The sequence below is a fragment of the Pseudomonas putida genome (assembly GCA_041071465.1).
Lineage (GTDB): Bacteria > Pseudomonadota > Gammaproteobacteria > Pseudomonadales > Pseudomonadaceae > Aquipseudomonas > Aquipseudomonas putida_P.
This window is the reverse complement of the sequence record CP163498.1, coordinates 2,356,146-2,374,139: the sequence shown is the minus strand read 5'-3', so window position 1 is coordinate 2,374,139 and position 17,994 is coordinate 2,356,146. Positions and strand designations below refer to the sequence as shown.

The following is a 17,994-nucleotide window of genomic DNA, read 5'->3' as shown; positions in this document are numbered from 1 at the left end:
CCGCTTTGCGGCCCCCGGCCGTTAGCGTTTACCGCTACGAATCATCTCCATGAAGGCCGGCATCGCCGCCTCTTTGTCCGCCACGACCCGCGCCATGTGCGGGTTCTCGTTCATCAGCTGCAGCAACGCCTTGGCCTGCGGGAAGTCCGCCAGGAAGTCGATGTTCAGCACCTTCTTGCCCACGGCATACGCCAGGTCGACCGAGAAGCAGAACATCAGGTCTGCCAGCGTCAGTTGCTCACCCGCTACATAAGGTGCGAAACGCCCATTGCGTTTGAGGGTGGCAAAGCCAGCCAGCAGGTCGGCACGGGCTTTCTCCTTGATCAGTGGCTCCACCGACATGCCAAAGAACGCCTCGGCATAGCAGGTTCGTGCCGGCAGTTCGATATACAACTCGATTTCCTTGCGTAGCTCACGCACCTTGGCCTGCCCGAATGGGTCGGCCGGCAACAGCGCCTTGCCCCCCTGGGTCTGCTCGATGTAGTCGAGGATCACACTGGTTTCGCTGAGGAAGCCATGTTCGGTTTCAAGCACCGGCACCTTGCCACGTGGGCTTACTTTCAGTGCCTGTGGCGCCTGGCCGCCATAGAATGTGACTTCCTCGAAGGGCAGGCCTTTTTCCAGCAGGGCCAGTTTGACCATGTTGTAGTAGTTGCTGACCGAGAATCCATAAAGCTTGAGCATGAGGTAACAGCCTCCAGGCCGTAAGGGGTTGGCCCGGCTTTTATAGACCGTACGCCCGCCCCTGACTAGCGTCATGCACCCCATCAATGCCCAGGCATTGCCGCCACGGGCGTGGCACACTGTCGTATCCCATCACAGGAGTACCGCCATGAGCGAGCCCACCGACCTCGACAATGACGACGAAGCCTTCGCCGAGGCAACGCTGACCCAGGCCATCGAAAACCAGATCGAAAGCGGCGAACCGCCAGCGGCCAAAGCCACTTACAACAAGCTGACCCTGGTCGGCTATGAGCGTGAAGACATTCTCAACCTGATGGCCCATGTGCTGGCCTTCGAGATCGACAACATGCTGGTAGAGGACCGCGCGTTCAACGGCGAGTGGTATGAAAACGCTTTGCGGGCGCTGCCGGAGCTGCCGCCTGAGATGGATCAAGGCGAGGACGAATAACCCGACTACACTCGAAGATCAGGCACCGCTGACGGTGCCGCCATCCTTGTCTGGAAGTCAGGAGCTGCCATGCCTTTTACCCCCGATCTGATCGACGAACTGGAAGTACTCGCGCTGTTCAAACACGACAGCAGCCAGGAAGGCATCAAGATTAACAGTACCGCCGCCCCTGCCCTGATCGCGGCAGCGCAACGCCTGCATGAAAAGGGGCTGACCGATCAACCTGATGGCGGCTACCTGACCAGCCTGGGTCATGACGCCGTTGAAAGCGTGCAATTGCTGCAGAACATTCTCAAGGCGCCACAGCCGGCCTGAGCCGAGATTGAAAAGGGGCTGCCATGCAGCCCCTCGCTCAGTTTGCAGTTGCCCTGCGCTTTTCCGCCAGACGCGAACGCCCGTACAGGAACACGATGGCCAGCAAGGCCACCGCCTGCGCCGACAACGAGTAGGCGTCGGCATGAATCCCCAACCAGTCGAACTCGAAGAACGCTACCGGTCGTGTGCCCAGCACCCCGGCCTCTTGCAGCGCCTTCACGCCATGCCCGGCGAACACCACCGACAGCGCGCACAGCAGCGCGGCGTTGATGCTGAAGAACAGCGAAAGCGGCAGCTTCGCAGAGCCACGCAGAATCACCCAAGCCAAGCCCACCAACAGCACCAGTGCCGTGGCGCCACCCGCCAGCACAGCCTGATGCCCAGCAGGGCCTGCCTGCAACCACAGGGTTTCGTAGAACAGGATCACTTCGAACAGTTCGCGGTACACCGAGAAAAACGCCAGCAGGGCGAAGCCGAAACGCCCGCCGCCGCTAACCAGGCTGCTCTTGATGTAGTTCTGCCAGGCAGCGGCGTGTCGACGGTCGTGCATCCATACCCCTAGCCACAACACCATCACCGCAGCGAACAAGGCCGTGCAGCCTTCCAGCAGCTCGCGCTGAGCCCCACCCACATCGATCACATAGGCCGCCAGCGCCCAGGTGGCGAAGCCGGCAACCAGCGCCAGGCCCCAGCCTATGTTGACGCTGCGTACCGCCGACTGCTGCCCGGTGTTACGCAGGAAGGCCAGAATCGCCGCCAGCACCAGAATCGCTTCCAGCCCTTCGCGCAACAGGATCAGCAAACCGGAGATATAGCTAAGCGACCAGCTCAGGCCATCGCTGCCCAACAGCTTGGCGGCCTGGTCCAGCTTGCGCTTGGCTTCGGCCAGCCGTTGCTCGGCCTGAGCCACGGGCAACCCGTCCTGCAGCGATTGGCGGTAGGCCATGAGGGATTTTTCGGTGTCCTTGCGCGCCTGGGTGTCGATATTGTCCAGTGAGCTTTCCACCAACTCGAAACCTTCCAGGTAGGCCGCCACCGACAGGTCATAGGCCTGGTCATGGTCACCTGCGCGGTAGGCCGCCAGGCTCTTGTCCAGCGTGCTGGCGGTGTATTCGAGCAGTTGCGCCGGGCCACGTTTGACCTGCGGCGGCTGGGCACGCTGCGCGCGGAATGCTTCCAGCACCGCCGCGCCTTCATTGGCAGCGACCTCAGCCGGGGTCTGGCGGGCCAGGTCGGCGATGTTCCAGGTCTTGTCACCTTTGCCAGCTTCTGGCTTGGCGGTGAAGCTGGCGATATAAGCGGCCACATCCCAGCGCTGGCGGTCGTCCAACTGGTCGGCAAAGGACGGCATTTCGGTACCGTCGATGCCCAGGGCCAGTGTGTTGTACAGGTCGAACAAGCTCAACTGGTCGAGGCGTGCCGCATCACGCAGGTTGGCCGGGGCAGGCTCCAGGCCCACGCCAGCCGGTCCGTCGCCAGCCCCCGTGTCACCGTGGCAGATGGCGCAGTTTTGCGCATACAGCGCCGCGCCACGGGCAGGGTCCGGGGTGATCACCGGGGCCTGACTGACCTCGTAGGCTACAGCCAGGCGCGCGCCCAGCTGGCGGGCCTGCTTGGCGACCGCTGTGCCCTCTTGGCGCTGATCGATGGCCTGGCGCAATGCCTGGACGCCCTGCTCCAGTGCCGCTTGCTCGGCATTTGCGGGAAGGCCTTTGACCAGGTCGCCCAATACCGCGCCAAACTCCTGTTGCTCGCGGTATTCACCCTCGTCGATCACCTTGCCTTCTTGAACGGTCGGTGGGTAATCGGCGCCAATGTAGTCCAGCAGGTGCAAGGCTTTTGCGGCCTCGGCGGGCGACTCGGCCAGCGCCAAGGTGCTACACAGCGCCAGCACCGGGCCGAGCAATAGAGCCGGCAGCCAGGTGAGCAGACGGGAACGGGTATTCATGGCCAGTCTCGAAGGGAATGCGAAAGAGAACATTGTTCACTCCGACTTGGCTTCCCTCAAGGGTGCAGGGCGGATTTCATGAAAAATCTTGGTACAAATCAGATGAAGTGGGGCATGAACATCCACCCCACAAGGATCTCATCAGTGCTTGGCGGTGTCCTTCCAGCCCCCGCCCAACGCCAGGAATACCCCGATTTGCCCCATCGCCACCTGGCTATTGGCCGCCGCCAGCTGAGCACGCATATCAGTGTAAGTCCGCGTCGCCTGCAAATCCGCCAGGAACGACTCACGCCCTGCCTGGTAATAGCGGTGCGTCTGGTCCGCCGCTTCCTTGGCCGATTTCTCCGCCTCGGCCAGCGCATCACGCCGGTCCAGTAGGGCGCTGTACTGCGCCAGGCGCGTCTGAGTTTCGCGAATGGCGTTCAGCACCACCCCATCGAAGTTCGCCAAGGCTGCCTGGGTAGAAGCTTCGGCCATGCGAATGCGCGCGCGGGTACCGTTGGTGGGGATACTCCAGCTGATCTGCGGGCCGAAGCCCCAGCGGTTGGTTGCAGGCTCGCCGAGGTTTTCCAGGATACCGATAGTGCCCACCTGAGCGCCGATGCTGATGTCCGGGTACAGTGCGCCCGTGGCGACGCCGATGGAGGCCGTGGCAGCAGCCAGCTGACGCTCGGCCTGGCGCACGTCGGGGCGGCGCTTGAGCAACGCGGCGCCATCGCCTACCGGAACCAGCTGGTTCAGGTGCGGCAGTTCGGCACAATCGGCGGTGCCTGCAGGCAGCTGGTCGACGGGTTTGGCCAACAGAGCCGCCAGGGTATACATGCCGGTCTCGCGCTCGGCTTTGAAACGTGGCAGTTCGGCGCGCAGGGATTTGAACTGAGTCTGCGAGCGGGTGACCTGGGTTTCATCACCACGCCCGGCATCACGCAGGCGCTGGTTGAGCGTCACGCTCTGTTCCTGCAAGTCGAGCGACTCGCGGGCAATGTGGTACTCCTCGTTGGCCGAGCACACCTGGGTGTAGGCCTTGACCACGTCTGCCACCAAGGTAATACGAGCAGTATCGGCAGCGGCCTGCACTGCGTCGGCGTTGGCCTTGGCCGCTTCGGTGCCGCGCTTGAAGGTGCCCCACAAGTCGAACTGGTACGAGGCGCTGATGATGGCCTCACCGATGTTGGCCACCGGTACTTTTTCCGGCAACAGGAAGGCTTCGCCCGACTCCTGCAGGCGCTGGGCGCCAAGCTTGACGCCACCGTTGAAGCCGCCTTGCGATTCGGCCACCTCCACTTGGGCCCGGGCCTTGGCGATGTTGGCCGCGGCCACGCGCAGCTCGGTGTTGGCACTCAGTGCCTGACGCACCAGCTCGTTCAGCCGTTGGTCCTGATACAGCTGCCACCAGTCTTCGGGCACCGGTGCCGAAACCACGCTGTCGGCATCCTGGCGCAGCGGGCCGTTCAGGTCGCTGCGTTGCACCGCCGCATCCTTCGGCACCTCATAGTCGGGCCCCACCATCATGCAGGCCCCCAACGACAGGCACAGGCCAGCCAGGATCAGCTGTTTCATGGGCGCTGGCCCTCGATGATCGACACCGTGGCAGTACGCCCGGCGATCATGCGGAAGTCTTGCGGCACTTCGTCAAAGGCGATGCGCACCGGAATGCGCTGAGCCAGGCGCACCCAGCTGAAGGCCGGGTTGACGTTGGGCAGCAGGTTGGCACCGCTGCTGCGGTCGCGGTCTTCGATGCCAGCGGCAAAGCTCTGTACGTGGCCGCGCAGCCGGGTGTTGTCGCCCATGACGCGGATGTCCACGGCGTCGCCGATTTGGATGCCACCCAGCTTGGTTTCTTCGAAATAACCGTCGACGTGGTATGAGGCACTGTCGACCACCGACAGCACCGGGCGGCCAGCGGTGACGAACTCGTGGTTACGCGGCGCGCGGTCGTTGAGGTAGCCATCCACCGGGCTGCGCACGACCGAACGGTCAAGGTTGAGCTGGGCAGTATCGACCGCCACCTGCGCCTCGCTGACGGCCGAACGGGCGCGGGCCTCGCGAGACTGGCTTTCTTCCAATTGCTCGGCGGCCACCAGGTTGCCCAGCTTGCGGTTGCGCTGCGCTTCGCGCGAAGCCTGGGCCAGGGTTTCCTGGCGTTCGCCGAGGGTTGCCTTGGCCTGGCGCAGGGCCAGGCTGAAGCGGTCCTGGTCGATGGTGAACAGCACGTCGCCGCGCTTGACGGTCTGGTTGTCGCGCACCTCGACCTTCTGGATCAACCCCGACACGTCCGGGGCGATCTGGATCACGTCGGCGCGGATGTGGCCGTCGCGGGTCCAGGGGGCAAACATGTAGTACACCACCATCTGCCACACGAGCACGGCGGCGAAGGTCACTACCAGCAAGGTCAGGACCACACGGCCCAGGGTCAGCAAAGGTTTTTTCATGGCAGCATCAAGTTTCGGCAAAAGTGGTCCACCGCGCCAAGCAGCACGGCATACAGGGCAACGTTGAACAACGCCCGGTGCCAGACCAGGCGGTAGAAGTGCAGGCGCACCAGCACCGCATGCACCCCCAGGAACAGCAGGTAGGTGCCAAACATCATCACCAGCAGCGTAGGCAGGAACACCCCGCTGATATCCAGTTCACCAATCACAGGGGTGCTCCGTCGAGGCCGGGGGGCAGTTGCGGTTGTTCGGCGGGTTCGAGCATCACCTCCACACCTGGCAGCAACGCCAGGCGCAGGCCGCTCAGGGCATGCAGCAGGTGGGTGCGGGCATCGCCGCGCTCGTACAGCTCATCCAGGTTCAGCGCCAGCCGGGCGCGCTCCATGTTGCGCAGCAGCGCGGCTGGTGCGTGCAGGCGCTCGCCGGCACGCAGGCAGGCTGCATAGTGCGCGCCGACTTCCTCGACCACCGTGCTCAGGCGCTCGCGGGCCTGCTGGCCGGCGCGCGGCATATAGGCCAGCAGGTCGAGCAGGTTCAGCCCCACACGCAGGTCACGCAGTGCCACACCACTGTCCTGGCCGGTTTGCGACAGGCGCGGCAGGTGCTGCATCAGGCGGTCGAGCATCTGCACGCCAACCTGGCGGTGTTCGGCCAGGGTCGCCGGCTCGGTCATTTCGACGATGTCACGCCAGGCGAAGCGGGTCATGCGCTTGGCCGCCAGCTCCACGCCGAACGGGCGCATCACCAGGGTCCAGATGAAGGCGAACAACAAGCCAACGGGACCGGCAAGGTTGGAGTTGAGGAAGGTGAAGAAGTCGGCGTCGTAGGCGCCCTGGATGCTGATGAAGGTCGAGGTGTTGACGATGGTCAGCAAGGTGCCCAGGTAAAACCTCGGCTGCACGGTGAGGGTGCCGATGCAGATGAACGGCACGGCGAAAGCCAGCACCAGCATCGGGAAGTCGTGCAGGTTGGGCAACACCAGGAACAGGTACAGGCTGGAGAAGATGACCGACATCAGCGTCCAGAAGAAAAACCGGTAGATCTGCGGCGCCGGGTCGTCCATGGCGGCGAAGAAGCTGCACGACACGGCCGCGAGGATCACCGCGCTGGCGCCGTCGTTCCAGCCCAGGCCGATCCACAGGCCGCAAGCGACGACGATCGCCAATACGGTGGAGGCCACCGAATACAGCATCAGGCCACGGTCGAAGAAGGCCGTCAGGCGGCCCAGGCGCCAGTGGCGGTACACCGCGCGCCAGGGCTTGGCATCATCGGTACGCAGGGCGTGCTGCAGGGTGCAGCAGTCCTGCCACAGGTCAGCCCATTCGGTCAGGCGGTACAGGGCGTTGGACAGCAGCAGCTCGGCGCGCTGGTCTAGGGCCGCAGCACCTGGCTGCAGGCGGTCGATCTGCTCGTGCAGCGTGGTCCAGCGTGCGACCGAGGGGCTGTCGGCAGTGCCTTTCAGCCATTCGCGAGCGGCCTCAAGCACAGGTTGAAGCTGAGCGAACTGGGCCGGGGCGCGGCCTTCCAGGGCCACCAGGGCGTCGTCGAGCGCGTCGATCACCGGCAGCAGGTGAATCATCCGCCCACGCAACTCGCGGGCGTTCTTCACGGTATGCGGGCCGGCACCTTCGTGGCCGAGCTGACCGATCATCAGCTCCAGCGAGTTGAAGGTAGCAACCATCGCCCCACGCATACCGCCGATCTTGTCGGCGCTGACCTCACGGGCCAGGTAGATGTCGCTGTAGCGGATCGCCTCGGTGAACCAGTTACTGGTGGCGCCGACCACCACCGGCGCCAGCCGGCGCGGCCAGAAAATGGCCCCGACCACCGCCGCGCAGACGATACCCAGGCATATTTCCTGGGCGCGAGAAGACGCTACGTCGAACACCGCCAACGGGTTATCCACTACCGCCAGCGCGATCATCGGCAGGGTGTAGCCGGCCAGCATCAGCACGTAGTTGTTGGCCGTGCGCAGGTTCAGCGAAAGGAACAGCAAGGTGCCTGTCCACAGGGCAATGGCGATGCTCAGCAGCAACGGTGACTGCACCAGCGGCGGCACCAGGAAAATGGCCCCACCGGCGCCAAGCAACGTGCCCACGGCGCGGTACAGCGCCTTTGAGCTGGTCGGGCCGACGAACGGGCTGGAGACGATGTACACCGTGGCCATCGCCCAATAGGGGCGCGGCAGCTGCATGAGCAACGCGATGTACAAGGCGATCATGGAGGCAGCGAAAGTACGCACGCCGTAGAACCAGTCGCGGGCCGGGGGAACCGAGCTGAAGAAGCCGTTCATGCCGCCCCGCCCGAGCTGCCCAGGCCTGCAGCCTCGAAGGCGCGCAGCACGCGCAAGGCGGCTTCCAGGTCGGCCTGGTCGATACCGTGCAGCACATCGCGGCGCAGGCGCACCAGTTCGGCCTCGATGGCTTCGGCCAAGGCACGGCCTTCGGCGGTCAGGCTCAGGGCCTTGGCGCGGCGATCCAGTGGATCCTCGCTGCGGCACACCAGGCCGGCCTTGCACAGTTGATCGAGCAGACGCACCAGAGAAGGGCTTTCCAGGCCGGCAGCCTGTGCCACGGCCACCTGGTGCACACCGTCACCCAGGCGCACGATCATCAGCAGCGGCGCGGCGCAGGCCTCGGAAATGCCGTAACCGGTCAGGGCGGTATGGCAGATGCGCCGCCAGTGGCGGGCCGCAACCACCATGCCACTGCTGACTTGCAGGCGCAGGAGATCAAGGGACATGAGGGGAACCAAGCATATTCATAGTTTGCTAACTATCAATATACGCCTTGCCCTCCCCCCGCCGTCAACAGGGGGTGACGAGGGGTATGGATGAATTGTTGTTCATGCTGGAGCTTTTTACCTGCCGGCACAGGCTGCAGAAGATCAGGATTGGATCTGATCTTCCAACTTCATGGTCAAAGCCAAGGTGCTACCCATTTGCACTGCCCGGTCCCGCCACTCCTGGTAGCGCACCACGTCACGGCTGCTGAAATGCACTGCCAATTCCTCTGCCGCCTGCACGACTCCCGCCGCTGCCGCCAGCTCCAGCCAGTACAGCGCCGCCTTGAGGTCGGCCTCTACATACAGGCCGTGCATCAACCGGTAGCCCACCTCGAAACGGCAACGCGCCTCGCCCCGCTCGGCCCCGCGCAGGAACCACTGGTAGGCCTGCACCAGGTCTACCTGCCAATCCAGGTCGCCATCGCACACCTCCTCCTCATACAGGTCTCCCAGCGCCGCCGCGGCATGCAGCATCCCGCGCTCGAAGGCCTGGCGGTAGCACTCCGCCGCCTGCACGTAGGAAGGCTCGATGCCCTTGCCGAAGTAGTGCTGCTGCCCAAGGTTGAACCAGGCAGCAGCATTGCCCTGCAGGGCCGCCATGCGCAACAGGTGCCCGGCCAATTCGGTATCGGCGCGCCAGTACTTGCCGTTGAGCCAGATCCAGCCAAGGTCATTCAGTGCCGCCACACTGCCTTGCAACGCCTGACGGCGAAGGTCGACATACACTGCCTGCAGGTCGCTGGCCTCATCCAGGCGGTTGACCAGCAGCGACCGCTGGCTGGGCAAGCCCACACCGGCAAACAGCCGCTGTCGCCTCCCGACGGGAGCCGGTGGGGCGATGACCCGCTCGGGTAGAAGGCGGGCAAGCAGCGAATGGATATTGCTGGCAGCAGACATGTTCATCCTCATTGAACGACGCACAACCCAACCTTCGGTTGTGATGAGGCGTGATTCTGCGTGACGTCACGTCAAAACCTGTCGCGAACGATTCGGCACGAGGCAACCAAATGCGACTTCCTTGATCTGAGCGGGCTGTGGCCAATTGCCACGCCCCTCGCGTGCCGCCATCCTATTGCGGCAAGCCTAGACAAGGACGTTATCTTTTGCCGTTCGCCACCACTCGCGCCACCCTCAGCCGACAGTGGGCGCTGCTGCGCCAGCTGCCCAGCCGCTCTCCAGGCATTACCAGCGCCGAGTTGGTGTGGCGCCTGCGTGACGTGGGCTTTACGGTCAGCAAACGCACCGTCGAGCGCGACCTCAATGAGCTGTCGCTGATCTTTCCGCTGGAACGTAATGACAAGAGTATTCCGTTTGGCTGGCACTGGTCGGCCAGTGCCGTGGGCGAGTTGCGCGGTAACTTCGACTTGCTCACGCATCTGCGAGGGGATGCGTTGCAACCGGCGCAGGGAGAAGGCATGGAGTTGGTGGCACGGATCAGCGATGCACTGGCGCGGCAGTTGCGGGTTGCCCCCTTGAGCAGCGATATGCAGCTGACAGCGCTGGAGCATGGGCATCGGTTACGCGCCACGGTGAGCGATGGTTGGCCATTGCGCTGGTGGCTGTTGAGCCATGGGGATGGGGTGGTGGTGGAGCAGCCTGCTGACTTGCGTGAAGAGATTGGCAAGATCCTGAGCAGTGCGGCGGCTCAGTACCAGAGTAGCCTCTGAGATAGCGCACTGCCCGAGCGGAATGTTGCACGCACTCCCTCAGTACCCGTCTAAAACCGTGCCAGCCCGACATTCCGTACCTAACCGGATAACTGCAGCGCAATCAGCGATTAAAAAGGCAAACCGAAAAACTTCATCACACCATTGAAAAAAGAAACAAGATTGTGAAAATCAACCCGTGGGGAGTGTCACATCCAACGCAACCCCGCTATAGGCACGTGTTTTGGTCTGAACCGCAGTCTTCCACCTCCATGTTTGCGTCACGAGTTCCTTCAAATTATTACCGCCCTTCTAAAAAGAACCGAGAAACAGGAAGACCATAGAAGAGATAAACATTGTGCACCATGCCCCGACCAAAACCCTTTTTATCGAATTTGGAAAATCTCGCAACTGATCCACATCAACCAATCTTCTACGCGCAAATACACCCGGCATCGTCAATACTGTTGATATGGTACAGATACGCATTATTTTTCCTATAACTCCTGCTGGCGCATAGAGTTTTTTGTTCCCGGAAACATAAACACTCTTCGACAGTAACTCTTCAATCTCATCAAGATACCGCACAGCCACGAACACAAGCACCAACAGCGCTGCCATACCCAAGAAGAAGAAACCCACAGCAACTAAGTTCATCTCAAATTGATTCACGATTTTTTATTCTCGTAGATAATTTCCCCGAGCCACTCGCCGCCCTCTTTACCTTTGTCACCGCCTACTTCACCTCCAACAACTCCACCGACAACGGCGCATACTAGAGCACCAGGCCCGCCAGTCGGTAGTCCGAATACTACCGTGCATATCAGGGACGCTGTGGCACCTCCCAAAGCACCCAGCATAGCGCTTCCACCTAGGCCCCCGATTAAGCCACTCCCCTCTATATACTTGGCTTTTCTGCATTCTTCCTCACGCCCAATGGTGCACGCCTTATGAATGGATAAACCTGTCGCGGCCACATCCAATGCAATGCCAATATAGGCTCCTTTCTTGATCAGACTCGCAGCCTTCGCCACTCCCGTTACCTTCTCGGCATATCCGGAAATCTCCCCGGTACTCAGATAGCGCTTGGTGGATAGCTGCAGCATCCGCTTGATCGATCCCTGATTGCGTAGACCAGAACCGTAAGCGGCAGTCTTCCCCAGCTGCTCATCCAACGTCCTGAACAGCGCTGCACGTTTGGCGTAGAACTCTTCTCGTACCCTGAACGCACCACCACTCATATGCACGTGGTGCAGTTGCTCGATCTGCTCCAGCGGTAATCGGCTGTTCATCGATTGCTGATCAGGAATGCTTTGCTGCAGCCGGCAGGGGTCGATACTTTTGGGGCGACTCTTGCTATGTGCAGCACCGGCCAGTGTAAGCTAACGCAAGTACAGCCAGGCGCGGAACACTAACATGGATAGGATTTCGATAGTCAAAGCCAGCCAGAGCCCAATGAGTGTCCGTTTCATTTTTAGTGGGAAATTGTTTACTTCCTTCATGTTGATGAGCCCGCGACGGGCATAAATAGCCGGCATTGTCATCATGCAAGCAATACAGCATGTGCGTAAGACTTTCCCTGGTAGTCCAGCCCGGAGAAAGGTGCTCCTTATTCCTTGTATATAGCTTGATTTTTCTAGTAAGGATTCAATTCGTTCAACGTAAAAATGAGCAATATAAATAAGCAAAATTAGGATTATCAGCCCTGGGCTAAAAACAAGCAGCGCCACCCAACCGGGCTCAATTGGTATCATCTGAGACCTTGCGATAAATCAGATCGCCAATAAATTCTCCACCCGCATTTCCTATTTCGCCTCCAACGGCACCCCCTACTGCTCCGCCCACAACCCCACAGACTAGAGCACCAGGTCCGGTCACTGCACCAAGGACAACTGCGCAACCGGTCGTGGCAATTGCGCCACCGAATGCACCGCCTAGACTGCCTCCCGTCAAGCCTAATACTAATGAGCTACCTTCGACATATTTTGCTCTGGTGCATTCTTCTTCTCGCCCAAGTATACAAGCTTTGTGAATTTCCAACCCCGTAGCGGCGACATCCAATGCGACCCCGAGGTATCCCCCTTTCTTGATCATATCCGCAGCCCTAGCGACTCCGGCTACCTTGTCGGCATATTTTGAAATTTCCCCGGTACTCAAGTAGCTTTTGCTAGAGAGCTGCAACATCCGCTTGATCGACCCATGATTCTTTAGCCCTGTGCCGTATGCAGCGGCCCACCCGAGCTGTTCATCCAGGGTTCCGAACAACACCGCGCGCTTTGCATAAAACTCTTCGCGCTCCCTGAATGCACCCCCGCTCATATGCGCGCGGTGCAGTTGCTCGATCTGCTCCAGCGTCTTCTTGATCGCATCCAGATGCCTGGCCCAGCCATCGCTCGCTGCCCCTGCCCCTATCGACGCATGGGCCAGTAGACTCTGTAGCATCTCGAAGTTTTCCAGCAAGAACCCGTCGACACCGCCACCGTTGAGCATGATGTCGCGGTGGATGCCCGCCGCCTTGGCCATTAGAAAGGCTTCATGGCTGGTGCAGTAGGAAGTGTCGGGATCACCGACGATTACCAGTTCACCGGCCAAGACCACCGTATTGACGATATGCGCATTGAGCACATCGAACTTGGCCTGCTGGTTGGCGCTCATGGGCGTGCCATTTTTCAGGGTCGCGTAGTTCTGCGCCCTTGGATTTATAAAGCTGCGTGCCTCGGACATGGTCGTTCCTCACGCAAACTTCTTGTTGGCAATTCGGTCCCAGCCACCGGTCACATTGCCGCCAGCACTGCCGTCGACGCGCTGCTGCCGGGTGTAGGTAGTCTTGATACGGCCGTAGTTGAGCTGAACGATTTCAGTCGGCACACCGGCATGCGCGCTTTGTGCGTAGTCGGCGATGATCACTTCCTCGAGCACCACTTCGTAGTACTTGAGCTTGTCGCTACCGGCGCGGCAGACGACCAGCTTCACTTCCTTCAGGTGCTGCCCCGCGCAACTGGCTTCGAGCAGTTTGCAACTGGCGTTGTCCAGGTACTTGGTGAAGGTCAGATTGCTCAGCGTGGTGCGCCCGAAAGTGGCGCCGCCTGCAGAACTCGCGGTGACGGAGGTGCTTTGGCTGGCACCAAATGTGTAACCGAGGATCTCGATCCAGTTGCTGTATTGCTCGTCTTTTGCTTCGCCAGCGATTTCCGCGATTTGAATATAGGCATCGAAAGCCATGATTACTGCTCCTTGTAAATGACGGAGCGGAACAGGCTAGGCTCGGGAAAGAACGGCCGCAATCTTTCTATGGAGATCGATGCAAGATTCAGAAGTTTCCTACGAATTTCACGATCTTTTTGGATAACAGATGTTTGAAAGTATTTCTGGATTTGGTTAGCGGCCCGCACGCCGCAACAAACCTGCGTACGGCCGCCATGACGATACCGTTTACCGCTGCATCCCCCAACGCCGCACGGTCAGCCGCTCCAGTGTATTGAACACCAACCCTTCCACCAGCAAACCAATCAGGATCACCACCGCCAACCCGGCAAACACCTTGTCGGTATATAGCTCATTGCGGTTCTGGAAGATGTACCAGCCCAGCCCGCCTTTGCCGCTGCTGGCACCAAACACCAACTCGGCAGCGATCAGCGTGCGCCAGGCGAACGCCCAGCCGATCTTCAACCCCGACAAGATCGACGGCAAGGCTGCCGGCACCAGGATGTGCAGCACTAGCCGCAACCCTTTGAGGCCATAGTTACGCCCAGCCATGCGCAGCGTTTCCGACACACCAAGGAAACCGGCATAGGTATTCAGCGCCAGCGCCCACAGCACCGAATGCACCAGCACGAAGATCAGGCTGTTATCACCCAGCCCAAACCACAGCAAGGCCAACGGCAACAGGGCAATGGCCGGCAATGGGTTGAACATCGAGGTTAACGTGCCCAGCAAGTCCCGCCCCAGTTGGGTCGAAACCGCCAGGCTGGTCAAGCCGAAAGCCAGGACGATACCCAGCACATAGCCCTTGAGCAGTATCACCAGCGAAACCCCGACCTTGGCGGGCAGCTCGCCACTCACAAGGCCGTCCCACAGGGCCGCGGCGGTTTGCAGGAAGCTCGGCAACAGCAGGTCATTATCCTGATAGCGAGCAACGGCCTCCCATAGCACAGCGATTACCAGCAGGATCAGCGCCTTGCGCAGCCAGCCTTGCTGCCACAGGCGTTGGGCCAAGGGGAGTTGGCGTTCCAGGGGTACACTGAGCAGGGGCTCCAGCTGCACCTCGTATTCCTGGCGTACAGGTGTAGTGGTCATGGCTGAAGCTCCTGTCAGTAGGCGATGCGGATATCGTTGAAACCAAGGTCGTCGGGCTGTTCCGGGACGTCTGCCTCATCGAACAGCAAGCGGTGGATACGCCTTGCACTGGCCTGGAAATCGCTGCCGCCCAGGCTGCCCAGATCATATTGATGGCTGTGCACTTCCGCCCTCACCCGCCCCGGGTGCGGCGACAGCAGCAGGATGCGGTTGCCCACTACCAGCGCTTCTTCGATGGAATGGGTAACGAACAACAGGGTGAAACGCACCTCTTCCCACAGCAGCAGCAGTTCTTCCTGCATCTTGCGCCGGGTCAGCGCATCCAGTGCAGCGAACGGCTCATCCATCAGCAGGATCTTCGGCTGGGTGGCCAACGCCCTGGCAATCGCCACACGTGCCTTCATACCACCCGACAGGGTGTGTGGATAAGCATCGGCAAAGGCGGCCAGACCAACCTTTTCCAGGTAATGCAGCGCCCGCTCTTCGGCTTCGGCGCGCTTGAGCTGGCCTGCCACCAGCAACGGGAACATGACGTTCTGCTTCACCGTTTTCCACGGCGGCAGTTGGTCGAACTCCTGAAACACCACGATGCGGTCTGGACCTGGGCCATGCACCGCTTGGCCCTGCAGCAGAATCTGCCCTTCCTGCGGTTGAATGAAACCGGCGACGGCTTTGAGCAAGGTGGACTTGCCGCAACCAGAAGGCCCGAGCAGCACGAAACGGTCGGCACGGTCGACTTCGAAGCTGACCTGGTGGGTGGCCCGCACCACGCGCTGCGCGGTGCGGTATTCGAGGCTGAGGTTATCCACCTTGAGCAAAGGTGGCGTGGCGACACGGCTCAGGTTGCTGGCCGTGTGGCCTGGCAAAGGGGCGGTCATGATCGGTCAGCTCCCCTGCAGCGGGCGTTCGTCCTGGAAGAAGTAGTCCTTCCACGATGCCGGCTTGTTCTTGATAGCGCCTACCCGATAGAGGAAGTCGGCCAGCTTGTAGGTGTTCTTTGGCGTGACGGTGAACTCGTACTGCGGGTTGTCGATCAGCTTGATCAGCGCGTCGCGGTCGATCTTGGCCTTGGTCACGCGGATGTAGGTATCGGCTGCGGCGGCTTTGTCCTTCTGAGCGAAGTCTGCGGCTTCGGCCAGGGCGTCGACAAAGGCCTTGTAGGTTTTGGGGTTGTCCTTGCGGAATTTCTCGGTAGCGAAAAGCAAGGTCGGCGAGTTGGGGCCAAGCAGGTCGTAGCTGTTGAGCACCACATGCACGTCCTTGTTGGCCAGCACCTGGTCCTGGAACGGTGGGTTGGAGAAGTGCCCGTTCAGCTCAGTGCCACCGGCCAGCAGCGCGGCAGTGGCATCCGGGTGCGGTACGGCCAGGGTGTATTTGTCGAGGCGGTTGTATTCCTTGTCGCCCCACTGCTGGGCGGCGGCGTACTGCAGGAAGCGCGACTGCACCGAAACACCTACCGCGGGCACGGCGATGCGGTCCTTGTCGGAGATGTCGGCGATGGTCTTCACGTTGGGGTTGCTGCTGACCAGGTAGTATGGAAAGTTACCCAGCGAAGCCACAGCCTTGACGTTCTGCCGCCCCTTGGTGCGGTCCCACACAGTAAGCAGCGGGCCGACGCCGGCACCGGCGATGTCCACCGAGCCGGACAGCAGTGCATCGTTGATGGCCGAACCACCCGACAACTGCGCCCAGTCGACATCGATGTCGATGCCCTGCTCCTTGCCGTGCTTCTCGATCAGGTGCTGGTCACGCACCACGTTGAGCAGCAGGTAAACGATGCCGAACTGCTCGGCAATGCGGATTTTGCCTTCGGCCTGGGCCGCAGCGGGGGCGGCCAGGCTGCCGATGACCAGGCTCGCGCCGAGGCCGATGCTTGCCGCCAGGCGGCTGATGGAATTGCGCATGATGGGGTTCCTCAGTCGTCAGAACGGGGCATCGCCCTGGATGGTGGTGCGGTACAGCTTGCGCCGCAGGTGTGCGGGGCAGCCGGTGGCCAGGTGGATCAGCGAGCGGTTGTCCCAGAAGACCAGGTCGTGGGGCTGCCACTGGTGGCGGTAGATGTTCTTCTCCAGCACGCTCAAGGCGTACAGCTGTTGCAGCACGTCGCGGCTTTCGTCGTCTGGCAGGCCGACGATGCGGGTGGTGAAGCCTTCGCTGACGAACAGGGCCTTGCGGTCGTTTTCCGGGTGGGTGCGGACCACCGGGTGGATGACTTCCTGTACCTGCGCCAATTGCTCGGCGGTCAGGGTCGGGCGCCAGTTGCCTTCGAATTTGGTCTCGGCGTAACGGGCGGTGTAGGAGTGAGCAGCGCTGCGGCCCTCAACCACTTTGCGCAAGGCGTCGGGTACGGCGTCCCAGGCTTTGTGCATGTCCGCGAACAGGGTGTCGCCGCCTTCGCTGGGCAGCTCCTGGGCATGCAGCATGGAGCCGAGGCTGGGCAGCGCTTTGTACGACAGGTCCGAGTGCCAGAACTTGCCGGCATCACCCAGACCAATGTTTTGACCGTTTTCGACGATGTTGGAAACGATCAGGATCTCGGGATGGCCTGTAAGCAGGAACTGCTTGAGCACATGGATCTGCAACTCACCGAAGCGGCGGCTGAACGTAATCTGCTGTTGCGGGCTGATGCGCTGGTCGCGGAACACCAGTACATGGTGGTCGAGGTGGGCGCGATGAATACGGGCGAAATCCTCGACGTTGACCGGTCTGGCCAGGTCCAGGCCGATGATCTCGGCGCCGACGGCACCGGAGAACGGGCGGATTTCGAAGCATTGCGGCTGGGCGCTGTCGATGGTCGACAAGGCGTTCGAGGCGGCTGACATTTTTCACTCCCACGCAGTGCGCGACTTCAACGGCGCGCAACGATCAGAAACGCACGGGGATTTCCCGTGTGGGTTCAAGTCGTGCGGCGCATCGATTGGTCGACGGGTACGCAGTGGAAGTGACTATAAAGTCATAAGAGCTATATTTTAAATACCTTTAAAGAATAACCATAGCACTGGGATTTGCTCGGTTCGCAATCAGATCAGCCCGCCCTGCTCTTCTTCATCGATGAGGTTGTTCAGGCTGCTGAGTGCCTTGCGCGCCGTGGAGCGGTTGAGCAGCTTGGCCTGGGCACCGGCGGGTAGGTCAGTGATCTTGAATACGCCTTTGGCAGTCAGCACATCGATCAGGTCCTCAAGCACGCGGATCATGTCCAGGTCGCTTTGCTTGAGCTGGTTGAGGCTGTTTTCCACGACGTCGTCGGCAAACCACTCCTGGATATCGGCATGGTCGGCAGGGAGCATTTCGGTGAACTGGTCAAAGGCGGCTGCTTCTACCCGCAGCAACTGGCCGGCAGCGTCGCGTTGCACGTAGAACATGGCGGTGTCCCTCGTCACGTTGGTTCCTTGTTGGTAGACAGCAGCATAGGCAAAGATCGCCGGGCACGCAGGCCCGGCG

20 protein-coding genes are annotated in these 17,994 nt (G+C 61.1%); 3 read left to right on the top strand and 17 right to left on the bottom strand.

Going from position 1 to position 17,994, the window contains the following annotated elements:
• Nucleotides 1-21: 21 nt before the first annotated feature.
• Nucleotides 22-684, bottom strand: coding sequence for a glutathione S-transferase (locus tag AB5975_10970; GenBank protein ID XDR22278.1), 663 nt, complete (start codon nt 682-684; stop codon nt 22-24).
• 148 nt (nt 685-832) lie between these two features.
• On the opposite strand from AB5975_10970, the gene AB5975_10965 reads away from it, so the two are divergent.
• Together AB5975_10965 and AB5975_10960 are read left to right on the top strand one after the other, a co-directional pair.
• Nucleotides 833-1,132, top strand: coding sequence for a hypothetical protein (locus tag AB5975_10965; protein XDR22277.1), 300 nt, complete (start codon nt 833-835; stop codon nt 1,130-1,132).
• A 69-nt stretch (nt 1,133-1,201) separates the two neighbouring features.
• Nucleotides 1,202-1,447, top strand: a complete 246-nt coding sequence (locus AB5975_10960; GenBank protein ID XDR22276.1) for a TIGR02647 family protein — start codon at nt 1,202-1,204, stop codon at nt 1,445-1,447.
• Nucleotides 1,448-1,484: 37 nt separating this feature from the next.
• Here AB5975_10960 and AB5975_10955 read toward each other — a convergent pair whose 3' ends face one another.
• The 7 genes from AB5975_10955 to AB5975_10925 all read right to left on the bottom strand — a co-directional run bounded on the left by AB5975_10955 (nt 1,485) and on the right by AB5975_10925 (nt 9,508).
• Nucleotides 1,485-3,428, bottom strand: coding sequence for an FTR1 family protein (locus AB5975_10955; protein XDR22275.1), 1,944 nt, complete (start codon nt 3,426-3,428; stop codon nt 1,485-1,487).
• Nucleotides 3,429-3,536: 108 nt separating this feature from the next.
• Entirely contained in the window at nt 3,537-4,955 is a 1,419-nt protein-coding gene (locus AB5975_10950; protein XDR22274.1) for an efflux transporter outer membrane subunit, read from the bottom strand.
• A complete protein-coding gene (locus AB5975_10945) occupies nt 4,952-5,827 on the bottom strand; it encodes an efflux RND transporter periplasmic adaptor subunit (GenBank protein XDR22273.1) in 876 nt (291 codons plus the stop codon). Before AB5975_10945 ends, AB5975_10950 begins: the two co-directional genes overlap by 4 nt.
• The gene (locus tag AB5975_10940; GenBank protein ID XDR22272.1) at nt 5,824-6,036 is read right to left on the bottom strand and encodes a DUF1656 domain-containing protein; all 213 of its coding nucleotides are present in this window, start codon (nt 6,034-6,036) and stop codon (nt 5,824-5,826) included. The genes AB5975_10945 and AB5975_10940 overlap by 4 nt, the downstream gene beginning before the upstream one ends.
• Nucleotides 6,033-8,120 carry an FUSC family protein gene (locus AB5975_10935; GenBank protein ID XDR22271.1) on the bottom strand — a complete coding sequence of 696 codons (2,088 nt, stop codon included), beginning with the start codon at nt 8,118-8,120 and terminating at the stop codon, nt 6,033-6,035. Before AB5975_10935 ends, AB5975_10940 begins: the two co-directional genes overlap by 4 nt.
• Nucleotides 8,117-8,569 (bottom strand): MarR family winged helix-turn-helix transcriptional regulator, encoded by a 453-nt coding sequence (locus AB5975_10930; GenBank protein ID XDR22270.1) that lies wholly within the window; start codon nt 8,567-8,569, stop codon nt 8,117-8,119. The genes AB5975_10935 and AB5975_10930 overlap by 4 nt, the downstream gene beginning before the upstream one ends.
• A 144-nt stretch (nt 8,570-8,713) precedes the next feature.
• Nucleotides 8,714-9,508: a tetratricopeptide repeat protein gene (locus tag AB5975_10925; GenBank protein XDR22269.1), complete on the bottom strand. Its 795-nt coding sequence runs from the start codon at nt 9,506-9,508 to the stop codon at nt 8,714-8,716.
• Between the two features lie 206 nt (nt 9,509-9,714).
• On the opposite strand from AB5975_10925, the gene AB5975_10920 reads away from it, so the two are divergent.
• Complete coding sequence (locus tag AB5975_10920) at nt 9,715-10,278, top strand: WYL domain-containing protein (GenBank protein XDR22268.1); 564 nt, start codon at nt 9,715-9,717, stop codon at nt 10,276-10,278.
• A 291-nt stretch (nt 10,279-10,569) separates the two neighbouring features.
• Here the strand turns inward: AB5975_10920 and AB5975_10915 are convergent, their stop codons facing one another.
• From AB5975_10915 to AB5975_10875, 9 genes are all read right to left on the bottom strand, one after another.
• Entirely contained in the window at nt 10,570-10,929 is a 360-nt protein-coding gene (locus tag AB5975_10915; GenBank protein XDR22267.1) for a hypothetical protein, read from the bottom strand.
• On the bottom strand, nt 10,926-11,549 hold the full coding sequence (locus tag AB5975_10910) for a hypothetical protein (protein ID XDR22266.1): 624 nt from the start codon (nt 11,547-11,549) through the stop codon (nt 10,926-10,928). The genes AB5975_10915 and AB5975_10910 overlap by 4 nt, the downstream gene beginning before the upstream one ends.
• A 448-nt stretch (nt 11,550-11,997) precedes the next feature.
• Nucleotides 11,998-12,981: a hypothetical protein gene (locus tag AB5975_10905; GenBank protein ID XDR22265.1), complete on the bottom strand. Its 984-nt coding sequence runs from the start codon at nt 12,979-12,981 to the stop codon at nt 11,998-12,000.
• Nucleotides 12,982-12,990: 9 nt separating this feature from the next.
• Nucleotides 12,991-13,479 (bottom strand): Hcp family type VI secretion system effector, encoded by a 489-nt coding sequence (locus AB5975_10900; protein XDR22264.1) that lies wholly within the window; start codon nt 13,477-13,479, stop codon nt 12,991-12,993.
• 210 nt (nt 13,480-13,689) lie between these two features.
• A complete protein-coding gene (locus AB5975_10895; GenBank protein XDR22263.1) occupies nt 13,690-14,553 on the bottom strand; it encodes an ABC transporter permease in 864 nt (287 codons plus the stop codon).
• Nucleotides 14,554-14,567: 14 nt separating this feature from the next.
• Entirely contained in the window at nt 14,568-15,431 is an 864-nt protein-coding gene (locus tag AB5975_10890) for an ABC transporter ATP-binding protein (protein XDR22262.1), read from the bottom strand.
• 6 nt (nt 15,432-15,437) lie between these two features.
• Nucleotides 15,438-16,457, bottom strand: a complete 1,020-nt coding sequence (locus AB5975_10885; GenBank protein XDR22261.1) for an ABC transporter substrate-binding protein — start codon at nt 16,455-16,457, stop codon at nt 15,438-15,440.
• 18 nt (nt 16,458-16,475) lie between these two features.
• Nucleotides 16,476-17,375, bottom strand: a complete 900-nt coding sequence (locus tag AB5975_10880) for a TauD/TfdA dioxygenase family protein (GenBank protein ID XDR22260.1) — start codon at nt 17,373-17,375, stop codon at nt 16,476-16,478.
• 198 nt (nt 17,376-17,573) lie between these two features.
• Complete coding sequence (locus AB5975_10875; GenBank protein XDR22958.1) at nt 17,574-17,915, bottom strand: tryptophan synthase subunit beta; 342 nt, start codon at nt 17,913-17,915, stop codon at nt 17,574-17,576.
• Nucleotides 17,916-17,994 lie beyond the last annotated feature (79 nt).